The 16,112-nt window shown below is 62.4% G+C and carries 19 protein-coding genes; all 19 read left to right on the top strand.

Features of this window, described 5'->3' with window-relative positions:
- Positions 1-261 precede the first annotated feature (261 nt).
- The 19 genes from HCC78_RS28990 (at position 262) to HCC78_RS28895 (ending at position 15,982) form a co-directional block, all read left to right on the top strand.
- On the top strand, positions 262-1,518 hold the full coding sequence (locus HCC78_RS28990; protein WP_172332233.1) for a site-specific integrase: 1,257 nt from the start codon (positions 262-264) through the stop codon (positions 1,516-1,518).
- A gap of 111 nt (positions 1,519-1,629) precedes the next feature.
- Positions 1,630-1,812 (top strand): hypothetical protein, encoded by a 183-nt coding sequence (locus HCC78_RS28985; RefSeq protein WP_172332232.1) that lies wholly within the window; start codon positions 1,630-1,632, stop codon positions 1,810-1,812.
- A gap of 1,520 nt (positions 1,813-3,332) precedes the next feature.
- Positions 3,333-3,551 carry a hypothetical protein gene (locus tag HCC78_RS28975; protein WP_172332230.1) on the top strand — a complete coding sequence of 73 codons (219 nt, stop codon included), beginning with the start codon at positions 3,333-3,335 and terminating at the stop codon, positions 3,549-3,551.
- Entirely contained in the window at positions 3,548-3,745 is a 198-nt protein-coding gene (locus HCC78_RS28970) for a hypothetical protein (RefSeq protein ID WP_172332229.1), read from the top strand. The genes HCC78_RS28975 and HCC78_RS28970 overlap by 4 nt, the downstream gene beginning before the upstream one ends.
- 224 nt (positions 3,746-3,969) lie before the next feature.
- Entirely contained in the window at positions 3,970-4,950 is a 981-nt protein-coding gene (locus HCC78_RS28965) for a hypothetical protein (protein WP_172332228.1), read from the top strand.
- A 19-nt stretch (positions 4,951-4,969) separates the two neighbouring features.
- A complete protein-coding gene (locus HCC78_RS28960) occupies positions 4,970-5,248 on the top strand; it encodes a hypothetical protein (RefSeq protein WP_216671363.1) in 279 nt (92 codons plus the stop codon).
- 3 nt (positions 5,249-5,251) lie between these two features.
- Positions 5,252-5,503 carry a hypothetical protein gene (locus HCC78_RS28955; RefSeq protein ID WP_172332227.1) on the top strand — a complete coding sequence of 84 codons (252 nt, stop codon included), beginning with the start codon at positions 5,252-5,254 and terminating at the stop codon, positions 5,501-5,503.
- Positions 5,504-5,506: 3 nt separating this feature from the next.
- A complete protein-coding gene (locus HCC78_RS28950; protein ID WP_172332226.1) occupies positions 5,507-5,920 on the top strand; it encodes a hypothetical protein in 414 nt (137 codons plus the stop codon).
- Positions 5,917-6,207 (top strand): hypothetical protein, encoded by a 291-nt coding sequence (locus HCC78_RS28945; protein ID WP_172332225.1) that lies wholly within the window; start codon positions 5,917-5,919, stop codon positions 6,205-6,207. Before HCC78_RS28950 ends, HCC78_RS28945 begins: the two co-directional genes overlap by 4 nt.
- Entirely contained in the window at positions 6,204-7,448 is a 1,245-nt protein-coding gene (locus tag HCC78_RS35030) for a DUF927 domain-containing protein (RefSeq protein ID WP_172332224.1), read from the top strand. The genes HCC78_RS28945 and HCC78_RS35030 overlap by 4 nt, the downstream gene beginning before the upstream one ends.
- The gene (locus HCC78_RS28935; RefSeq protein ID WP_172332223.1) at positions 7,441-8,766 is read left to right on the top strand and encodes a DUF927 domain-containing protein; all 1,326 of its coding nucleotides are present in this window, start codon (positions 7,441-7,443) and stop codon (positions 8,764-8,766) included. The genes HCC78_RS35030 and HCC78_RS28935 overlap by 8 nt, the downstream gene beginning before the upstream one ends.
- A gap of 387 nt (positions 8,767-9,153) precedes the next feature.
- Complete coding sequence (locus tag HCC78_RS28930; protein WP_172332222.1) at positions 9,154-10,365, top strand: phage portal protein; 1,212 nt, start codon at positions 9,154-9,156, stop codon at positions 10,363-10,365.
- A complete protein-coding gene (locus HCC78_RS28925) occupies positions 10,352-11,995 on the top strand; it encodes a phage major capsid protein (RefSeq protein WP_172332221.1) in 1,644 nt (547 codons plus the stop codon). Before HCC78_RS28930 ends, HCC78_RS28925 begins: the two co-directional genes overlap by 14 nt.
- A gap of 12 nt (positions 11,996-12,007) precedes the next feature.
- Complete coding sequence (locus tag HCC78_RS28920) at positions 12,008-12,391, top strand: hypothetical protein (RefSeq protein WP_172332220.1); 384 nt, start codon at positions 12,008-12,010, stop codon at positions 12,389-12,391.
- Positions 12,392-12,526: 135 nt separating this feature from the next.
- Positions 12,527-13,102: a phage head-tail connector protein gene (locus tag HCC78_RS28915; RefSeq protein ID WP_172332219.1), complete on the top strand. Its 576-nt coding sequence runs from the start codon at positions 12,527-12,529 to the stop codon at positions 13,100-13,102.
- 218 nt (positions 13,103-13,320) lie between these two features.
- The gene (locus HCC78_RS33315) at positions 13,321-13,551 is read left to right on the top strand and encodes a hypothetical protein (RefSeq protein WP_216671362.1); all 231 of its coding nucleotides are present in this window, start codon (positions 13,321-13,323) and stop codon (positions 13,549-13,551) included.
- Positions 13,548-13,958: a phage terminase small subunit P27 family gene (locus HCC78_RS28905; RefSeq protein WP_172332218.1), complete on the top strand. Its 411-nt coding sequence runs from the start codon at positions 13,548-13,550 to the stop codon at positions 13,956-13,958. The genes HCC78_RS33315 and HCC78_RS28905 overlap by 4 nt, the downstream gene beginning before the upstream one ends.
- Positions 13,930-15,540, top strand: coding sequence for a terminase large subunit (locus tag HCC78_RS28900; protein WP_172332217.1), 1,611 nt, complete (start codon positions 13,930-13,932; stop codon positions 15,538-15,540). The genes HCC78_RS28905 and HCC78_RS28900 overlap by 29 nt, the downstream gene beginning before the upstream one ends.
- A gap of 10 nt (positions 15,541-15,550) precedes the next feature.
- Entirely contained in the window at positions 15,551-15,982 is a 432-nt protein-coding gene (locus HCC78_RS28895; RefSeq protein ID WP_172332216.1) for a hypothetical protein, read from the top strand.
- Positions 15,983-16,112 lie beyond the last annotated feature (130 nt).

The following is a 16,112-nucleotide window of genomic DNA, read 5'->3' as shown; positions in this document are numbered from 1 at the left end:
TGGCGCACCCATGAGGATTCGAACCTCAGACCTCTGCCTTCGGAGAATTCGTGCAAGCAGATTTCCGGACATAGCGCGAAATGGCGCGATGACGATTTTCTAATAAAAAACAGACGATTGCGGGCTTCCTGAGTTTTCCTTTGAAATATTCGGCTTGCTCCGAATGGCGTTCAACTGCTCACTATACGCTCACTGTGCCGACAACTGCCTTCAGATTCGCGTCGCACAGTGAGCAAGAAATGAGCGCATAACGGTGCGGAAATGAAGATCAGCAAACGGACGGTCGATGCCCTGCTGGCGACCGAAAAGGACTACACGGAATGGGATGACGACCTGACCGGCTTCGGCGTTCGCGTCTGGCCGAGCGGGAAGAAGGTCTATCAAGTCCGGTATCGCCAAGGCGGCCGACAGCGCTTTTTCAAGATCGGCGAGCATGGCCCGGTGACCGCTGACCAGGCAAGGCGAGAAGCCCAGATCAAACTTGGCGATGTGGCCAGAGGCGAAGACCCGCAGGAAGAGAAGCTGACCCGCAGGAAGTCGATCACCGTCGCCGAACTCTGCGACGACTACTTCAACGCTGCGGAAAAGGGCCTGATCTTCGGCAAAGGTGGCGGGCCAAAGAAGGTCTCGACGCTGGCCACCGATCGCGGCCGGATTGACCGGCACATCAAACCGCTTATCGGCAGGAAGCTGGTCATCGACCTGACCCGCGCCGACGTTGCTGGCGTGGTGCGCGACGTGACCGAGGGCAAGACCGCCACCACCGGCAAGAGCGGGAAGCCGCGCGGCGTCGTGAATGTCACCGGCGGCAAGGGCACTGCTGCCAGGACGAAGGGCCTGCTGGGCGCCATCCTCACCTATGCCGTTGAACGCGGCATCATCGAACTGAACCCTGCCACCGGCGTGCGCACTGCCTCCGACAGCGTTCGGCACCGGCGGTTCACCGATGCAGAACTTCAGGCGATAGGCGAACAGATCGCGATTGCCGACGACCAGTATCCTCAAGCCCTAGCCTTTACGAAGCTGGCGTTCCTCACCGGATGGCGAAAAGCCGAAATCGAAAGCCTGCGCTGGGATGCCCTCGACCTCGACCACAGCACCGCCAGATTGGAAGACAGCAAGGAAGGCCGATCGGTGCGGCCGCTGGGCGCGACTGTGGTCAGCCTGCTGGATGCCCTGCCCCGTCGCGGCGATTTCGTGCTGCCCTCCATCCGTGGAGGCGATCACTTCGCAGGAGGCTACAAGGTCTTCCTGCGTCTCTGCGAAAGGGCTGGCGTCGGTGATGTGTCGCCGCATACCGCACGGCACACGCTTGTCACGAAGGCCCAAGAACAGCTTGGCATAGCCGAGGCGATCGCCGGTGCCGTCGTCGGGCACAAGAAGAGCTTCACCGTCACCGGCCGGAACTACACCCACTTCGCGCCAGACTTCCTGATCGAAGCTGCCACCGCGATGAGCGCCGAGATTGCGCGGATCATGGGCTTCGACAGCCCGGCTGTATCCCAAGGCGAAAGCTGACGTTCATGCAGAATGTCGCACTTCTGGCGTGATACACGTGATACAGGTGCTACGTCATTGGTATCGTTGGCGTATCCCTGTATCACGTCGGTGGGTGCTACGGTGATACACGTGATACAGGCTGGTGCTACGGCAGGCAAAATCCTCTATGGCACGGGCGCACGCATGGGTTTTCTGGCGCCGCTGGTGGCCGCGAAGAACGACCCGGCCCACTGCGAGGCCATCGTGCGTGATGCTGTCTACGAGTGCCTGCAGGAACTGAGCGAGACCACGGTACAGGACATGGCGGGATGACGGTCTGGCCTGGCTCGCGTGGCCCGGCCGGTGGACCTGCCTTAGGCGGTCGTGTGTCACTTATTGCTTTGTTAACATTAAGAAATTATTGCGCTACACAGCTAGAGCGAGAGTTGACGAATCGTTAATTCGGGAAGTTGAATGAAATTTACGGACATAAGCCATTTTCCAGAATGGTTTTGTGTTCGCTCCTTCCCAAGGAGAGATGTGCCGTCATGGTCCCCCGTGGCGGCACATTGCATGTGGGCGCCCGGGAAGGACCTGCAATGTCGTCTTCAAAGAAAAAACTGTGCCGCCAGCCGGAAATGGCGGCACAGTTTCTTGCTTGCAAATATCACAATGGAAATGCTTTCGGTCAATGACGATAACCTTCTGCATGTCTTTTGCGTGAGTCAACTCAACGTATGGTTGTGTAGCGCTACAGATGGAATTTTCTTTCATCGTGGCTGCTGCTGGCGGATGAGTTCGACGCGGATAAGATGCAGACCGCCAAAAAATGTGCCGCCACTACCGAGCGTGACGGCACAGTCTACTTACGAGACCGAAAAAGCCGCCTTGGGAGCACAGCCATCGGTGCCGACCATCTAAGAACGAAATTTACCAAGCGTCAATCTACTTGTGGTTGCTTCGACCGGCCATGGATCGGCATGCGCGCCTGCAAGATGGCGGCCCGCATCAAGGCGCGCGCGACCCGCCGGGCGAACTTTCCTTGCATTGGAAAATCTGTGCCGATATACCAAATACACTCTGGAGTTGTGTGGTGTCCTCCGTGCGCTCCAGAAAGTGTGTTCATCCTCGGTGTCAGCGCGACCAAACAACCTCTGTGGCATCAGTATTTTTTGAAGCGGCAGATTTTTGGGTTCGTTTGGTCGCGCCTCAGCTACCCCTTCGCGACTAAAGGATGCCATCCTAATCCTTTGACTTTATCAGTCTGAGGCAATCGACCAAAGATAGCCTCTGCCGGGTCTCGCCAATTCCGTGGAGTATCGTACCACTAGGCCCCGACGCTCCAACCTGCTCAACGCGCGAGACATGGACGCCCCTAACCGCTGGGGTCGGAGTAAGATTCAGTTGCTTGGTTATATCACCGGTCGGAATAGGCATCTTGGCTCCCCTGAGAACCTCCAATATCTCACGTTGCTGATCGCTAAGCCATTTTTCCATGCATCCACATATCGGTTAACAACATTTCAGTTCTCAACATTATTAACCGTTATGCTTCCGCAACCGAACCCCAGCCCCGCCGCCATTCTCCGGGATGAACTCGACCCCGGCAGCTTCGAGGGCCGCGCGGAGGGCGGCGATGGCCTGATCTGAAACGACCCTACGACTCTTCTCCAAGTCAACTACCGTCGAAAGCCCAAGGCCCGCGGCCTCGGCAAGCTTCGGTTGTGTCATCTCAAGAAGTGCGCGGGCGGCACGGCACTGTGCAGGCGTCATTTCAACATTTCCTGTTGACCGGCGGAGAGAGTCGAGGGTAGCAACATAAACTGTTGATACCACAACCGGAGCACATGACAATGACAGAAGACCGCGCCAGCGCGAACGATACCTCGCGCCTGCTAAACATCATCTATGACCTCAACCATCTGGCGCGCATGGGCATCGCTGCCAGCGACACGGCAAGCCAGATGGCGCCCGGTGAACTTCTGCCCTCGCTGGAGAACCAGTTCGCCCGCATGCTGGCGCTCTCCGGCGAGGCGATGGATATTCTAGCCGACCAGGGGGACGCAGCATGACCGCCCGCACCCTGACCGACCTGCTCTGCGATATCGGCCACCTCGCGAACGTCGGGCGTCTCGCCTGTGTCAGCGACACCGAGATCCTGTCCGACCCCAACAGCAAGCGCGCCCTTGAAGGCCAGTTCGAGCTTATCGACCGGCTGGTCGGCGAGGCGCTGGAGATGGCGGAGATTGCGCGCCGGGCAGACTGAGCACACTGGATCAGATCAGCGGCGCCGCATCATGGCGCGGGACGTAGCGGCTGCGGCCGGAACCTTCCTGCACCCTGATGCGACGCCGTTGTGTTTGCTGGCACCCACTTCGCGCCATCTCACGCCACCGCAAACGACAACGAGCCGTCATTTAATCTTGCGAAGCCTCCAAACGCCGGGTAATTGTCATTTAAGGCCCCACCGAAGGACACGCGAGAGACGAGATGAATACGAGCGACTTGGCATTCGACCAGACCAAAGTTCTGAACTGGTGGACCGGCCGGATTTCCAACGCCGAGTTCGCAGCGTGGACCGGCCAGACCGAGCGCGATATCCGCCTGATCCTCGACACTCCCTTCATGCGCCGAGAAATCCAGGGGGGCGGGCGCGGCAGCAAAACGACGCGCCGCGTCTCGCGCACGGCACGCAACGCCGTTGCCATCATCGCTGCCCTACGCCGCGCCGGTATGTCGATCGAAGCCGCCACCGACCTGCTGAACACCGTCCCCGTGCTGGCAGGGTTTCCGACCGAGACGATCGACTTCAGCCCGAGCACATTGGAATCTGTGCCCCTCCCGATCGGAGGCCTGGTCATGTTGTCTGAAGTGCAGCCCAAAGGTGGTTGGCTGCCGACCGATATCGTTCCCGATCACATTTTCCGTCGCCGGTGCCGACCGACAGTCAAAATAGACGCCGGTGATCGTGTTTCGATCGGTGATATCGCGTGGTTTCCCGAGTATTTGGAACAGGGAACCGGTGGCAAACTGCCTCTCGGGTTCCGCGCTTTCGGAGAGCCGATCTACCGGCCCGAAATCGACCCGTTCGGACTCCTCGAGTACGGCAACAATAGCCCGGACGTCCACGACGCCATGGACGTCCACTTCTTCGTGGTGGATGGCCGGTGGGTGTTCGTCCGGCATTCCAATCCGGCCCCCAGGGAATTTGCTCTCGATTCGTTTCAGTGGATGGAACTGCGTCTGGAAAGCCGCTTCGACCATAACTCGGTGACGTTCGACTTCGAACCCATCGCCGAAATCGAAGTTTCGAAGCGCGCGTCCACCTACATCCGAGGCGATCAGGAGAAGGAAAGCATGGCCAACCTCGCCTGGCAGCAACCCAAGACCAAACTCGACGTCAACGCGACTGTCGCCGTCCGGGACATGAAGCGTGTCGCACTCGGGCTGATCAGCCCGCCCAACCCCTAAGCCAAATAGGAGACCGAAAATGCAAGACGAAAACAAACCCGCAGTCGCGGGCATGGCGGAGCTTTGCCTTCCGCCGCACCTGCGGAAGCCCCGCCTGCGCCGCGACGAAGCGGTCGAATACCTGAACCTGAAGCACGGCATCGTTCGCTCGGTCGCCACGCTGGCAAAATGGGCGGTGATGGGCATCGGCCCGCGCTTTCACAAAGTGAACCGCACCCCGCTCTACCCGACGACCGAACTCGACGCCTGGGCCGAAGAAGCACTCGGTGACCTGCGCTGCTCGACCTCGGAGGGCTGACAGATGGCGAAGGCGATCGGCCACATCCGCATCTATCCGAACCCGGACCCGTCCAAGGGCTTCGACGTCCTCCTGCGCGTGCGCGGCGGGATCATGAAGCACGGCACCTACCCGACGCTCGAGGCCGCCATAGCAACGTCCTGGGCGCTGGAAGGCCGGAAGCCCGGTGATCCGCTCTACATCTACGAGCACGACTTCCCGTCCAGCTTCGCTGCCGCCGTCGCGCCCGCAGTGGCTGCGGTGACGAAAGGCTAGCACATGGGCAACCTCGTCTCGATCACCACCAAGCTCGAGAAGCTGATACCGCGTCTGGGCACGGATTCGGACGCGGAAGCCATTGCAACTGTCCGGGCGATCGAACGCGCCCTCAAGTCGAACGGCAATGACTGGCACGATCTGGCTGCCGCCCTGAAGGCGAAGCCGGACCAGATCCACTACCAGGCCGCCGACGCCCCGCAGGCCCGCCAGCGCTACCAGACCGGCGGCCACGAGACCGGACGCTACCAGCACATGGCGCGCTGGCTGCGCGATCACGCCCTGTCGAGCCTCAGTGCCAAAAGCCGGTCATTCGTGCTGTCGATGGTGACGCAGACTGGAACCGGCCGCAGCCTGACGCCCCGCCAGAAGGAGTATCTGGCCGACCTCTATGCGAAGAACGGAGGTGCCATTTGATCGACTTCCCCCGCATCAACGATGCCGCCATCGGCGCCCTGCCCGCGCTGCTGTCGCGGTGGCTGCCGGATGGCCGCCGCATGGGCCACGAATGGGTGGCCCGAAACCCTACCCGCGCCGACCGCAAAGCCGGGTCGTTCCGCGTGAACATGCACAGCGGCCGGTGGGCCGATTTCGCCACCGGCGACAAGGGCGGCGATCCTATCAGCCTCGCAGCCTACCTGTCCGGCATCGGGCAGGCCGACGCCGCCCGCGCTCTGGCCGAAATGCTGGGAGTTTCGAAGTGAAAGACAACGCGATGTTTGCTCCCCTCACGCCGGATGAACAGGCGGCCGCGAACGCCACGCCCAAACCCGACGACAAGAAGCCGATCGTGCCAGTCCCGAGCGACGCCCCGAGGATGACTTTCCGACACCCAAAATTTGGCGAGCCTTCGAATGTCTGGCCGTACCACTATGCTGCCGGCGAACTGGTCGGCTACGTCGCCCGCTTCGACTACCGCGACCAGGAAGGCGCCGCTTGCAAGGATTACCTGCCGATCACCTATTGCGCCCTGACCGGCGGCAAGGCCGGGTGGCGGGCGAAGGGCATTCCAGACCCCCGCCCGCTCTACAACCTGCCCCGCATCGCCGCCAGCCCCGACGCGTCGATCATCGTGGCCGAAGGCGAGAAGGCGGCCGAAGCCGCAGCCATCCTGTTCCCCGATCTGGTTGCCACGACACCGCCGCACGGCGCGAAATCCCCGCACAAGGCCAACTGGTCGGCGCTGGCCGGGCGCAACGTCATCATCGCCACCGACAACGATGTCGCCGGGCAGGACTTCGGCGACAGCGTGTTCGCCCTGGCCAGAGAAGCCGGAGCCGCCACGGTCATGCATCTCCGGCCCGATCGGCTCGGCTCCTGGATCTGGAAGGCTGGCGTGAAGGCCCGCCGCGAGGGCGAGATCCCGAAAGGCTGGGACATTGCCGACGCGATCGAAGACGGATGGACGCCGGAGACAGTCGCCAGCGCGATCAGCGACCCGGCCTTCTTCTGCCCGTATCTCGACCAGGAGGCCCGCGAGACGCAGCGCCGCCGCGACACCGGTGAACCCGAGGAACTGGCCCGGTGGCCCTTCCGACTGGTGAAGGCCGGTGTCGAAAAGCGGATTGAGCGCACCGACAAGGAGACCGGAACCGTCACGGCCGAATGGAAGTGGTTCTGCTCGCCGCTGGATATTGCCGCCGAGACCCGCAGCGCGACCGGAGAGGACTGGGGACGGCTGCTGCGCGTAACCGATCGCGACGGCCGCGACAAGGAGTGGGCCATGCCGATGATGATGATGGCAGGCGACGGCACCGGCTACCGGGAACGCCTGCTGTCCCTTGGCCTGATCATGGCTCCATCGCGCTTCGCCCGCGAGGCCCTGCACGAATACATCTCGACCGCCCGGCCCGGCGTGAAGGCTCGCTGCGTAAATCGCATCGGCTGGGGCGGCTCGACCTTCGCACTTCCCAACACCAGCATCGGAGATGACGGCAATGCGTGAACGGATCATCTTTCAGAGTGACGGCGTATTCGACGATCCCTTCCAGGTGGCGGGCACGCTGGATGTTTGGCAAAACAACGTCGCGGCCCATGTCGTGGGCAATTCGCGGCTCACCTTCGCCTTGTCCGCCGCCTTCGCTGGGCCTCTGCTGTATCCGACCGAAGACGAATCCGGCGGCTTCCACTTCCGGGGCGGATCGTCGATCGGAAAGACCACGACGCTTCAGATCGCGGCATCGGTCTGGGGCAATCGCGACTTCATACGATCGTGGCGGGCAACTTCGAACGGCTTGGAATCCATCGCTGCTCTGCACAACGACAACCTCCTGCTACTCGACGAAATGGGCCAGGTTGAAAGCCGAGAGGTCGGCCAGATCGCCTACATGGTCGCGAATGGCACCGGCAAGACCCGCGCCGGTCGCAGCGGCGAGGCCCGAAAGGCCCTGCGCTGGCGCACGATCTTCCTTTCCACTGGGGAAGCGGGTCTCGCCGACAAAATCGCAGAAGATGGTCGTGGCCGCCGGTCGGCCGCCGGGCAGGAAGTCCGCGTCATCGACATTCCCGCCGATGCCGGTGCAGGCTTCGGCATCTTCGAAAACATCCACCATTTCGACAGCCCCGACGCCTTCGCACGCCACCTGAAGAGCGCATCAGCCCGCTACCACGGCGCCGCCTGCCGCGCCTTCCTCGAGTATCTGGTGAAGGACTTCGACGGCATTGCGCCGACCGTGAACGGCTATCGTGAAGAGTTTCTGGCCGAGTTGCTGCCGGGCAAGGTTGATGGCCAGATCAGCCGTGTCGCCGCCCGGTTCGCCTTGGTGGCCGCAGCCGGTGAGATGGCGACGGCCTTCGGCATCGTGCCATGGCCGGAAGGCGCCGCAACCGAGGCCAGCCGCCGCCTATTCCAAGACTGGCTCGATGCACGCGGCGGCACGGAACCGGCCGAGGAACGGGAAGCCATATCAGCCGTCCGGCGCTTCATCGAATTGCACGGCACGGCCCGCTTTGAGCCGATGGGCAGCCTGATCCCGACAACCGGAAACGGCGATCCGATCGACGTGCGCATCAATAACCGGGCTGGCTTCCGGCGCATGTCGGAAGGCGGTGGCGTCGAATACATCGTGATGCCCGAGGTGTGGAAGTCGGAGATCTGCGCCGGGATGGATGCCACCCGCGTGGCGAAGACGCTGATCGCGCGCGGCCTCCTGGTGCCGGGCAGCGGCGGCAAGCCCCAGAACTTCCAGCGCGTGCCTGGCTCGCCGAACCCGATCCGGTGCTATCTCCTGTCGCCCGAGATCCTTGGCGGTGCCGATGCCTGATTTCAGCCGCTTCAGCGAGTTCGCCAAAAGGGTCGGCGCTGTAGCACCGGCCTGTATCACGTGTAGTCCTGTAGCACCGGCCACCGTGATACAGGAATATACCAATGATACCAATGGCGTATCCCATGTATCACCTGTAGCACGCGAAAACAGCACGGGCGGAAACGAAGGCAGGATGCGTGAACGGGTAGAAGAGGCATTCCGGGAATACCATGCTCTCGACGACCCGATGAATCCTGACGCGTGGCGGTGACCATTCCAAGCAACGGAATGGAATGAATTTCCATTACTTTTCAGTCACTTCTAATGCCGTCCACGTGGCGGCTTTTCCTTTTCAAGCGCGTCGAACACCCCAATCTGTTCCCAAACAAACTGCGCGGGTGATGGATGCTCGAACGCTTCAAAAAGCTGATCGGCTCGGAAACGAAATCAACTCTGGCGGCACCGGCACCGGAGTTTATCGCCTTGTTCGGAGCAACCCAATCTGCCTCCGGTGTAGCTGTCACGCCCGATACGGCAATGCGCTGTCCGACCGTCTTTGCGTCGGTGAAGGTGCTGGCCGAAAGCGTGGCGCAGCTTCCCCTCCACCTCTACCGCAGATCCGCTGACGGCGGAAAGGAGCGCGCCGTCGATCATCCGCTGGCGTCCCTCCTGAACGACCAGGCGAACGACTGGACCAGCGCCGCCGAGTTCCGCCTCTTCATGCAGACCGCGCTCTGCCTCCATGGCAACGCCTTCGCCTTCATCAACCGCAGCGCCGGAAAGGTCACGGAACTGATCCCGATCCCGTCGCCGAGCGTCACGGTCGAAATCGACACGGCCACGATGGAGCCGGTCTACAAGGTTTCGGTCGGAAATGCCGCGCCACGCGTTTACGACCGCAGCGAGATATTCCACCTGAAGACCCTCGGGACGTCGCCCTACGTCGGGCTGTCGCCGGTTATGCAGGCAAAGGAAGCCATCGGCCTTTCGCTGGTGATGGAAGAGCACGGCGCGCGCATCTTCAGTGCCGGAGCGCGGCCTGGCGGTGTCTTCAAATACGCGAAGACGCTGGGGCCGGACGCCATGAAGCGCCTGCGCGACAGTTTCAACGCTGGCCATGCCGGTGGCGAGAATGCTGGCAAGACCCTGATCCTGGAAGACGGCATGGATTTCGAGCCGCTGCAATTCAACAGCGTCGATCTTCAGTTCCTCGAAATGCGCCGCCACCAGGTCGCCGAGATCGCCCGCGTCTTCCGCATCCCGCTGCATCTGCTTCAGGAGCTTGAGCGCGCCACCCACAACAACGCCGAGAGCATGGGGCAACAGTTCCTCGCCCTCACCTTGCTGCCCTGGCTGAAGCTCTGGGAGGGCGCCATCCGGCGCGCGCTGCTGACCCCTGAAGAGCGGCCAGAGTATCACGCCGAGTTCCTGACCGACGATCTGGCCCGTGCCGATCTGGCGGCCCGCTTCGATGCCTATGCCAAGGCAGTGACGAACGGGCTGCTGTCGCCGAACGAAGTCCGATCGGCCGAGAACCGCGCGCCATACCCCGGCGGCGACCAGTTCCGCCTTCCCCTGAACACCGAAGACGCGAGGGCCACCGATGGAGCGGCTTGACCTTGAAGTGAAGTTCCAAACCGCCGAGGCCGGGCTTGTGTCCGGCTACGCTTCCGTATTCGGTGGCCTGCCCGACAGCTACGGCGACGTGATCGCGCCCGGCGCATATGCCGCCAGCCTGAAGGCGCACCGCGAAGCTGGCACGATGCCCCTGCTTCTGTGGCAGCACGATCCTGCCCAGCCTGTCGGCCGCTGGCTCGACCTGAAGGAAGACGCCCACGGGCTGCACGTGTCCGGGCAACTGATCCTGGAAGCGGAAAAGGGTCGCGAGGCCCACGCGCTGCTGAAGGGCAAGGCCCTCAATGGCCTGTCGATCGGCTACCGCGTCATCGACTTCGATCGCCAGCCCGGCGGTGGCCGACTGCTGAAGCAGATCGAGCTTATCGAAATCAGCCTGGTGTCGATCCCGGCCGCCCCGGCCGCGCGGATCACCAGCGTCAAATCGGCATCAGCCGACAACACCGCCACGCAGGTGGCAATCAAGAGGACCAGCAAGATGGCTGACCAAGAGACTGCCGCCCCTGAGGCGGAGGCCGATCGCATCGGCACCCTGGAAGAAACCGTCACCGAAGTGGACACCCGCCTGACCGAGTTGGAGAAAAGCGTCGGCAACGTCGCGAAATCCGCAGAGCGTATCGAACAGAAGCTCAACCGCCCCGGCGCTGGCGTCGAAACCAAGGCTGCCCCGGAGAAGACCGAGGTCAAGGCATTTGCTGGCTTCCTCCGGCATGGCCGCGAGGCTCTGCCCGTCGATGAGGTCAAGGCGCTGCGTGTGGCCGATGACACGACCGGCGGCTACCTCGCACCGGATCAGTTCGTCGCCGAGGTGATCAAGGGCATCGTCGAAATCTCGCCGGTACGCCAGGCTGCCCGCGTTGGCTCGACGGCCGCCGGTTCGGTGATCCTGCCGAAGCGCACCGGCCAGCCCACCGCGTCGTGGGTCGGCGAAACGGAAGCACGACCCGAAACCGGCGCGTCCTATGGACAGGTGGAGATCCCTGTTCATGAAATGGCGTGCTACGTCGATGTGTCCCTGCGCCTGTTGGAAGATGCTGCGGTCAACGTCGAAGCGGAAGTCTCCAGCGACCTTGCCGAAGAGTTCGGCCGCCTCGAGGGCGCAGCGCTGGTCAACGGAAACGGCGTGAAGAAGCCGCTCGGCTTCCTTCAGGATGCGGCGGTCAGCTACACACCCACCGGAAATGCCTCGACCCTGGGCGCGGCCCCGGCCGACACGCTGATCGACTTCATCTATGCCATGCCCGCCTTCTATCGGAACGCCGGCACCTGGATGATGAACGGCACCACGCTGGCCGCGATCCGCAAGCTGAAGTCGGGCGACGGCACCTTCCTGTGGCAGCCCAGCTTCCGCGACGGCGAACCCGAAACCATCCTTGGCCGCCCGGTCATCGAAGCGCCGGACATGCCCGACATCGGCACCGCCGCCGAGCCGATCGCGTTCGGTGACTTCGCCCGCGCCTATCGCATCTACGACCGCGTGTCGCTGTCGCTGATGCGCGACCCCTACAGCCAGGCAACGAGCGGCCTTGTCCGGTTCCATGCCCGTCGTCGCCTCGGTGCTGGCGTCGTGCTGCCCGAGGCCATCCGCAAGCTGCGCTGCGCAACCTCGTAAGGAGACAAGATCATGCGCGACCTCTTCAACAACATCGGAACCAATCTGGCCATGGCGCCTGCCGTGCAAACCGCTGCCGCCACTGGCCCTGCCATCGACCTTCAGGGCGCTGGGCGGATCGCCTTCGCCGTCAGCACGGGAGCCATCGTCGGCAGTGGCGACTTCGGCGTGACCCTTCAGGACAGCGACGACGGCTCCACCGGCTGGGCGGATGTGGCTGCTGCCGACCTGCAAACCAACGCGCCCGCCACGCTGGAAGAATCCGGCGCCTATCGCCTGGGCTACCTCGGTGACAAGCGGTTCGTCCGGCTGTCGCTGACCATGGCTGGCGGCACATCGATCGCCGCTGGTGCTGTCGCGGTGCTTGGCAGCACCCTGGATCGTCCGGTCGGCTGATCATTCTGGCCCGGCTCGCTTTGGCTGGCCGGGCCTGTATCACGTGTATCACCGTATCCCAACCAGAGTGATACAGGGATACAAAAGCAAAATCAAAGGCGTAGCACTTGTATCCCTTGTAGCACGCGTAAACTGATGGACACTGACAGAAAGCGGAAAGCCATGCTGCACCGGATCACCACGGAAACGGAACTGCCTGTGACGCTGAGAGAGGTGAAGCAGCACCTGCGCGTTGAGTTCAGGGACGATGACTTTCTGATTTTCAGCTATATGAGAGCTGCATTCGAACGCCTCGACGGCCCGGACGGCTATCTTGGCAGGTGCCTGCGCCCCCAAGTCTGGCAACTCGACCTCGGAAGCCTGGACGGCGAGATCACCTTGCCCCTGCCGCCCTGCCAGGCCGTATCGTCCATCACCTACATCGATACGACCGGAGCATCCCAGACGCTGCCACCTGACAGCTACCGGGTAAGCGGTATCGGCGGCACCGCCCGCATCGCGCCAGTAGCATCGTGGCCAAGTACGAATAGCGCCAGCATCACCTTCACCGCCGGATACACCCGCACACCGGAACCAATCATCGCGGCCATCATGCTGCGCGTGGCCCACCTCTACGAACATCGCGAAAGCGTCGTCATCGGAGAAACCGCGACGGGCCTACCGCTTGGCGAGGACGACCTGATCCGCAACTACAGGACGTGGAGCTTCTGATGCCCGTCGCCGCGCCACGTCACTGCCCCGCTGGCCACCCGCCGTTCACCGGCAGACGCTGCCCTGTATGTGCCGCAGCAGCCAAGGCCAGAGCCGACGCCGCCCGCCCTTCGGCTCGGGCGAGAGGCTATGACAGCAAGTGGCAGCGCGAGAGCAAAGCCTTCCTTGCCAAGCCAGAGAACCGCCGCTGCGCCTGTGGATGCGGAAGGGAAGCCGACATGGTGGATCACAAGGTAGCTCACAAGGGCGACAAGCGCCTGTTTTGGGACCGGTCCAACTGGCAGCCGATGAACCGTAGCTGCAATAGCCGGAAGGCGATCCGCGAGGAAGGTGCATTCGGCAACCCGATCAGACAGGCCGGGGGGGCATCGGAATTTCAGCCCCAAGACCCGGGACCGGCGCTCCCTACTTGCGCGCAATCTTTCGAAAAATGGGAGTTTTGGGGATGAAAGGCCGCAAGCCGAAGCTCACCACGATCGACGGCGGCACCGTGCGCGGAAAATGTCCGTCTGCACCGACCTGGCTCACCAAGCAGGCCAAGGCAGAATGGACCCGTGCAGCACCGGAAATGTTCAACCGCAGCATCCTGACGCCTGACACGCTGGCGATGCTCGAAAGCTACTGTGTGGCCGCTGGCTTGGTCCGTGAGACCGAGGAAATCATGGGCCGAGATGGCCGTATGGTGGAGACGGAAAAGGGCATGGTCCCTCACCCCGCCTTCAAAATGCAAAGCGCCGCGATGCGCGAAGCCCGCCTTCTGGCCGCCGAGCTGGGGCTTACCCCTCACCGGCGCATCGGCAAGGGCAAGGACGAAGGGAAATCCGCCGATGGCTGGGACGCCGATCTTCTCGCCTGATCCTGCGCTGTACGAAGACACGACAGGCAGGGCCGACAAAATCTGTCGCTTCGTTCGCCGACTGCGGCTCTGGGAAGGCGATTTCGCCGGGCAACCCTTTCACCTGCATCCGTTCCAAGAGGCTGTTATCCGCCGGATCTATGGCCCGGTCGATGATGATGGAAACCGCATCGTTCGCATCGCCTGCATCTGGATTCCGCGCGGCAATGCCAAGACCACGCTGGCTTCCGCTCTGGGGCTGGCCCACTTCCTAGGCCCCGAGGCGGAAGCCGGTGGCCAGGTCGTGATGGCCGCTGCCGATCGGGAAAACGCCAGCATCGCCTTCAATAGCGCGCACCAGTTCGTGCAACAGGACGACACCCTTGATGCCCGCGTCCGCGCCGTCGAAAGCCGCAAGACGCTCGGGCACCCAAAGACCAAAAGCACACTCAAGGCGATTTCGTCCGAAGCCTATTCCAAGCACGGTCTCAACGTGTCGTTCTTCCTGGCCGACGAAATCCATGCCTGGCCGACCGGCGAAGGGCGCAAGCTGTTCAAGACCGTCACAGACTCAATGGTGAAGCGATCGCATCCGCTGACCGTCATCATTTCGACAGCCGGGGATGGCCAAGGGGGCTTGGCATCCGACCTCTGGAGCTACTCCCACAAAGTCGCAGCGGGGGAGATCGATGACCCGACCTTCGCTCCGATCATCTTCGCGGCCCCGGCCGATGCCGATTGGCGGGATGAAGCTGCCTGGCACGCCGCCAACCCGGCCATTGAGGCTGGCTTCTGTTCCTTGGAAGAACTGCGGATCAAGGCCCGGCGGATCGAGCACTTCCCTGCCGAGATTGCCGACTTCCGACGCTTTCACCTGAATCAGTGGCAGGAAGGCGCAGCCGAGCCTTGGCTATCGCTTGAATTCTACGACACGGCTGACCAGATGACGCCGATCGACAGCCTGACAGGCCGCCCGTGCTGGGTCGGCGTTGACCTGTCCAGCGTGGAAGACCTCACGGCCGTCGTCGCTGTCTTCCCGGATGGCTCGGGCGAAGACCGCCGCTACGATGTGCTGCCGATGTTCTTCCTTCCGGAAGACGGCATCGCAACGAAGAGCGAGAAGGACCGAGCCGACTATCTCCGGTGGGCCGAGGCCGGTTTTCTGATGCTGACACCGGGCAATGTCGTCGATCATTCCGCCATCGTGGATCACGTCATCCGCCTTGGCGAGACCTATGGCGTGCAGGAGATTGCCATCGACCGCTGGAACTCGACGGCGGTCAACACGGCACTTCAGGAAGAGGGCTTCACGATCAACCAGTTCGGGCAGGGCTTCGCGTCGATGGCCGCGCCAGTGAAGGAACTGAAGCGCGCCATCCTGAGCAGGCACTTCCGGCATGGAGGCAGCCCCCTTCTGCGCATGTGCTTCGGCAACGTCGTCGCCGAAAAGGACGCCGCCGAGAACGAGAAGTTCACGAAGGAAAAGGCCCGTGGCCGCATCGACGGCGCAGTCGGCGCTGCAATGGCTATCGGTCGCATCCTCGCAAACGAAACCGCCCCGTCGCCATATGAAACCCGCGAGGGCGGCTTTCTGTTCATCTAGGAGAGCATCCATGCACGAAGTCACGATCACCGGCCTCACCCGCGTCTCCCGTCCCAAGCCGAACCGAGCTGGATATCGCATCCTTGCATTTTTCGATTGCGAGGCTAGTGGTTTCATCCTTCACGGCTGTGCCTTCGTGCGCACCCCGCGCAATGGACTGACCGTCTGGCCGCCGAAGCTGACAGGCTCAAACGCTGAGCGCTGCGCCGTCGAAGTGCAATCTGAGCATCTGCGAAAGGAACTAGTCCGCTGTGCCCAGGACGCTTATCGAGCGCTGGGCGGCACTGATGGCGAGTGGATGCCGCATGATCCTGACGACCTCGAGCGCCGCGCGGAAAATTCTGCCGCTGCTAGCCGCCGCATCCAGTTGAAGCACGCAATCGCGACTGAGAATGCCGAGACAGAAGGTCTGAAGCGCTTTCTGTCTGATGGCGTGGAGTAGATTTCAATCGCCGCCGACTGCTCACTATACGCTCACTACGTCACAGTGAGCGCTATGTTCATGCTGTCTAAGTACTTGATTTGATTGGCGCACCCATGAGGATTCGAACCTCAGACCTCTGCCTTCGGAG

Source organism: Mangrovicoccus sp. HB161399 (genome assembly GCF_013184745.1).
GTDB lineage: Bacteria > Pseudomonadota > Alphaproteobacteria > Rhodobacterales > Rhodobacteraceae > Mangrovicoccus.
Note: the sequence above shows the minus strand (reverse complement) of the source record. Positions and strands in the feature narration are given on the sequence as shown.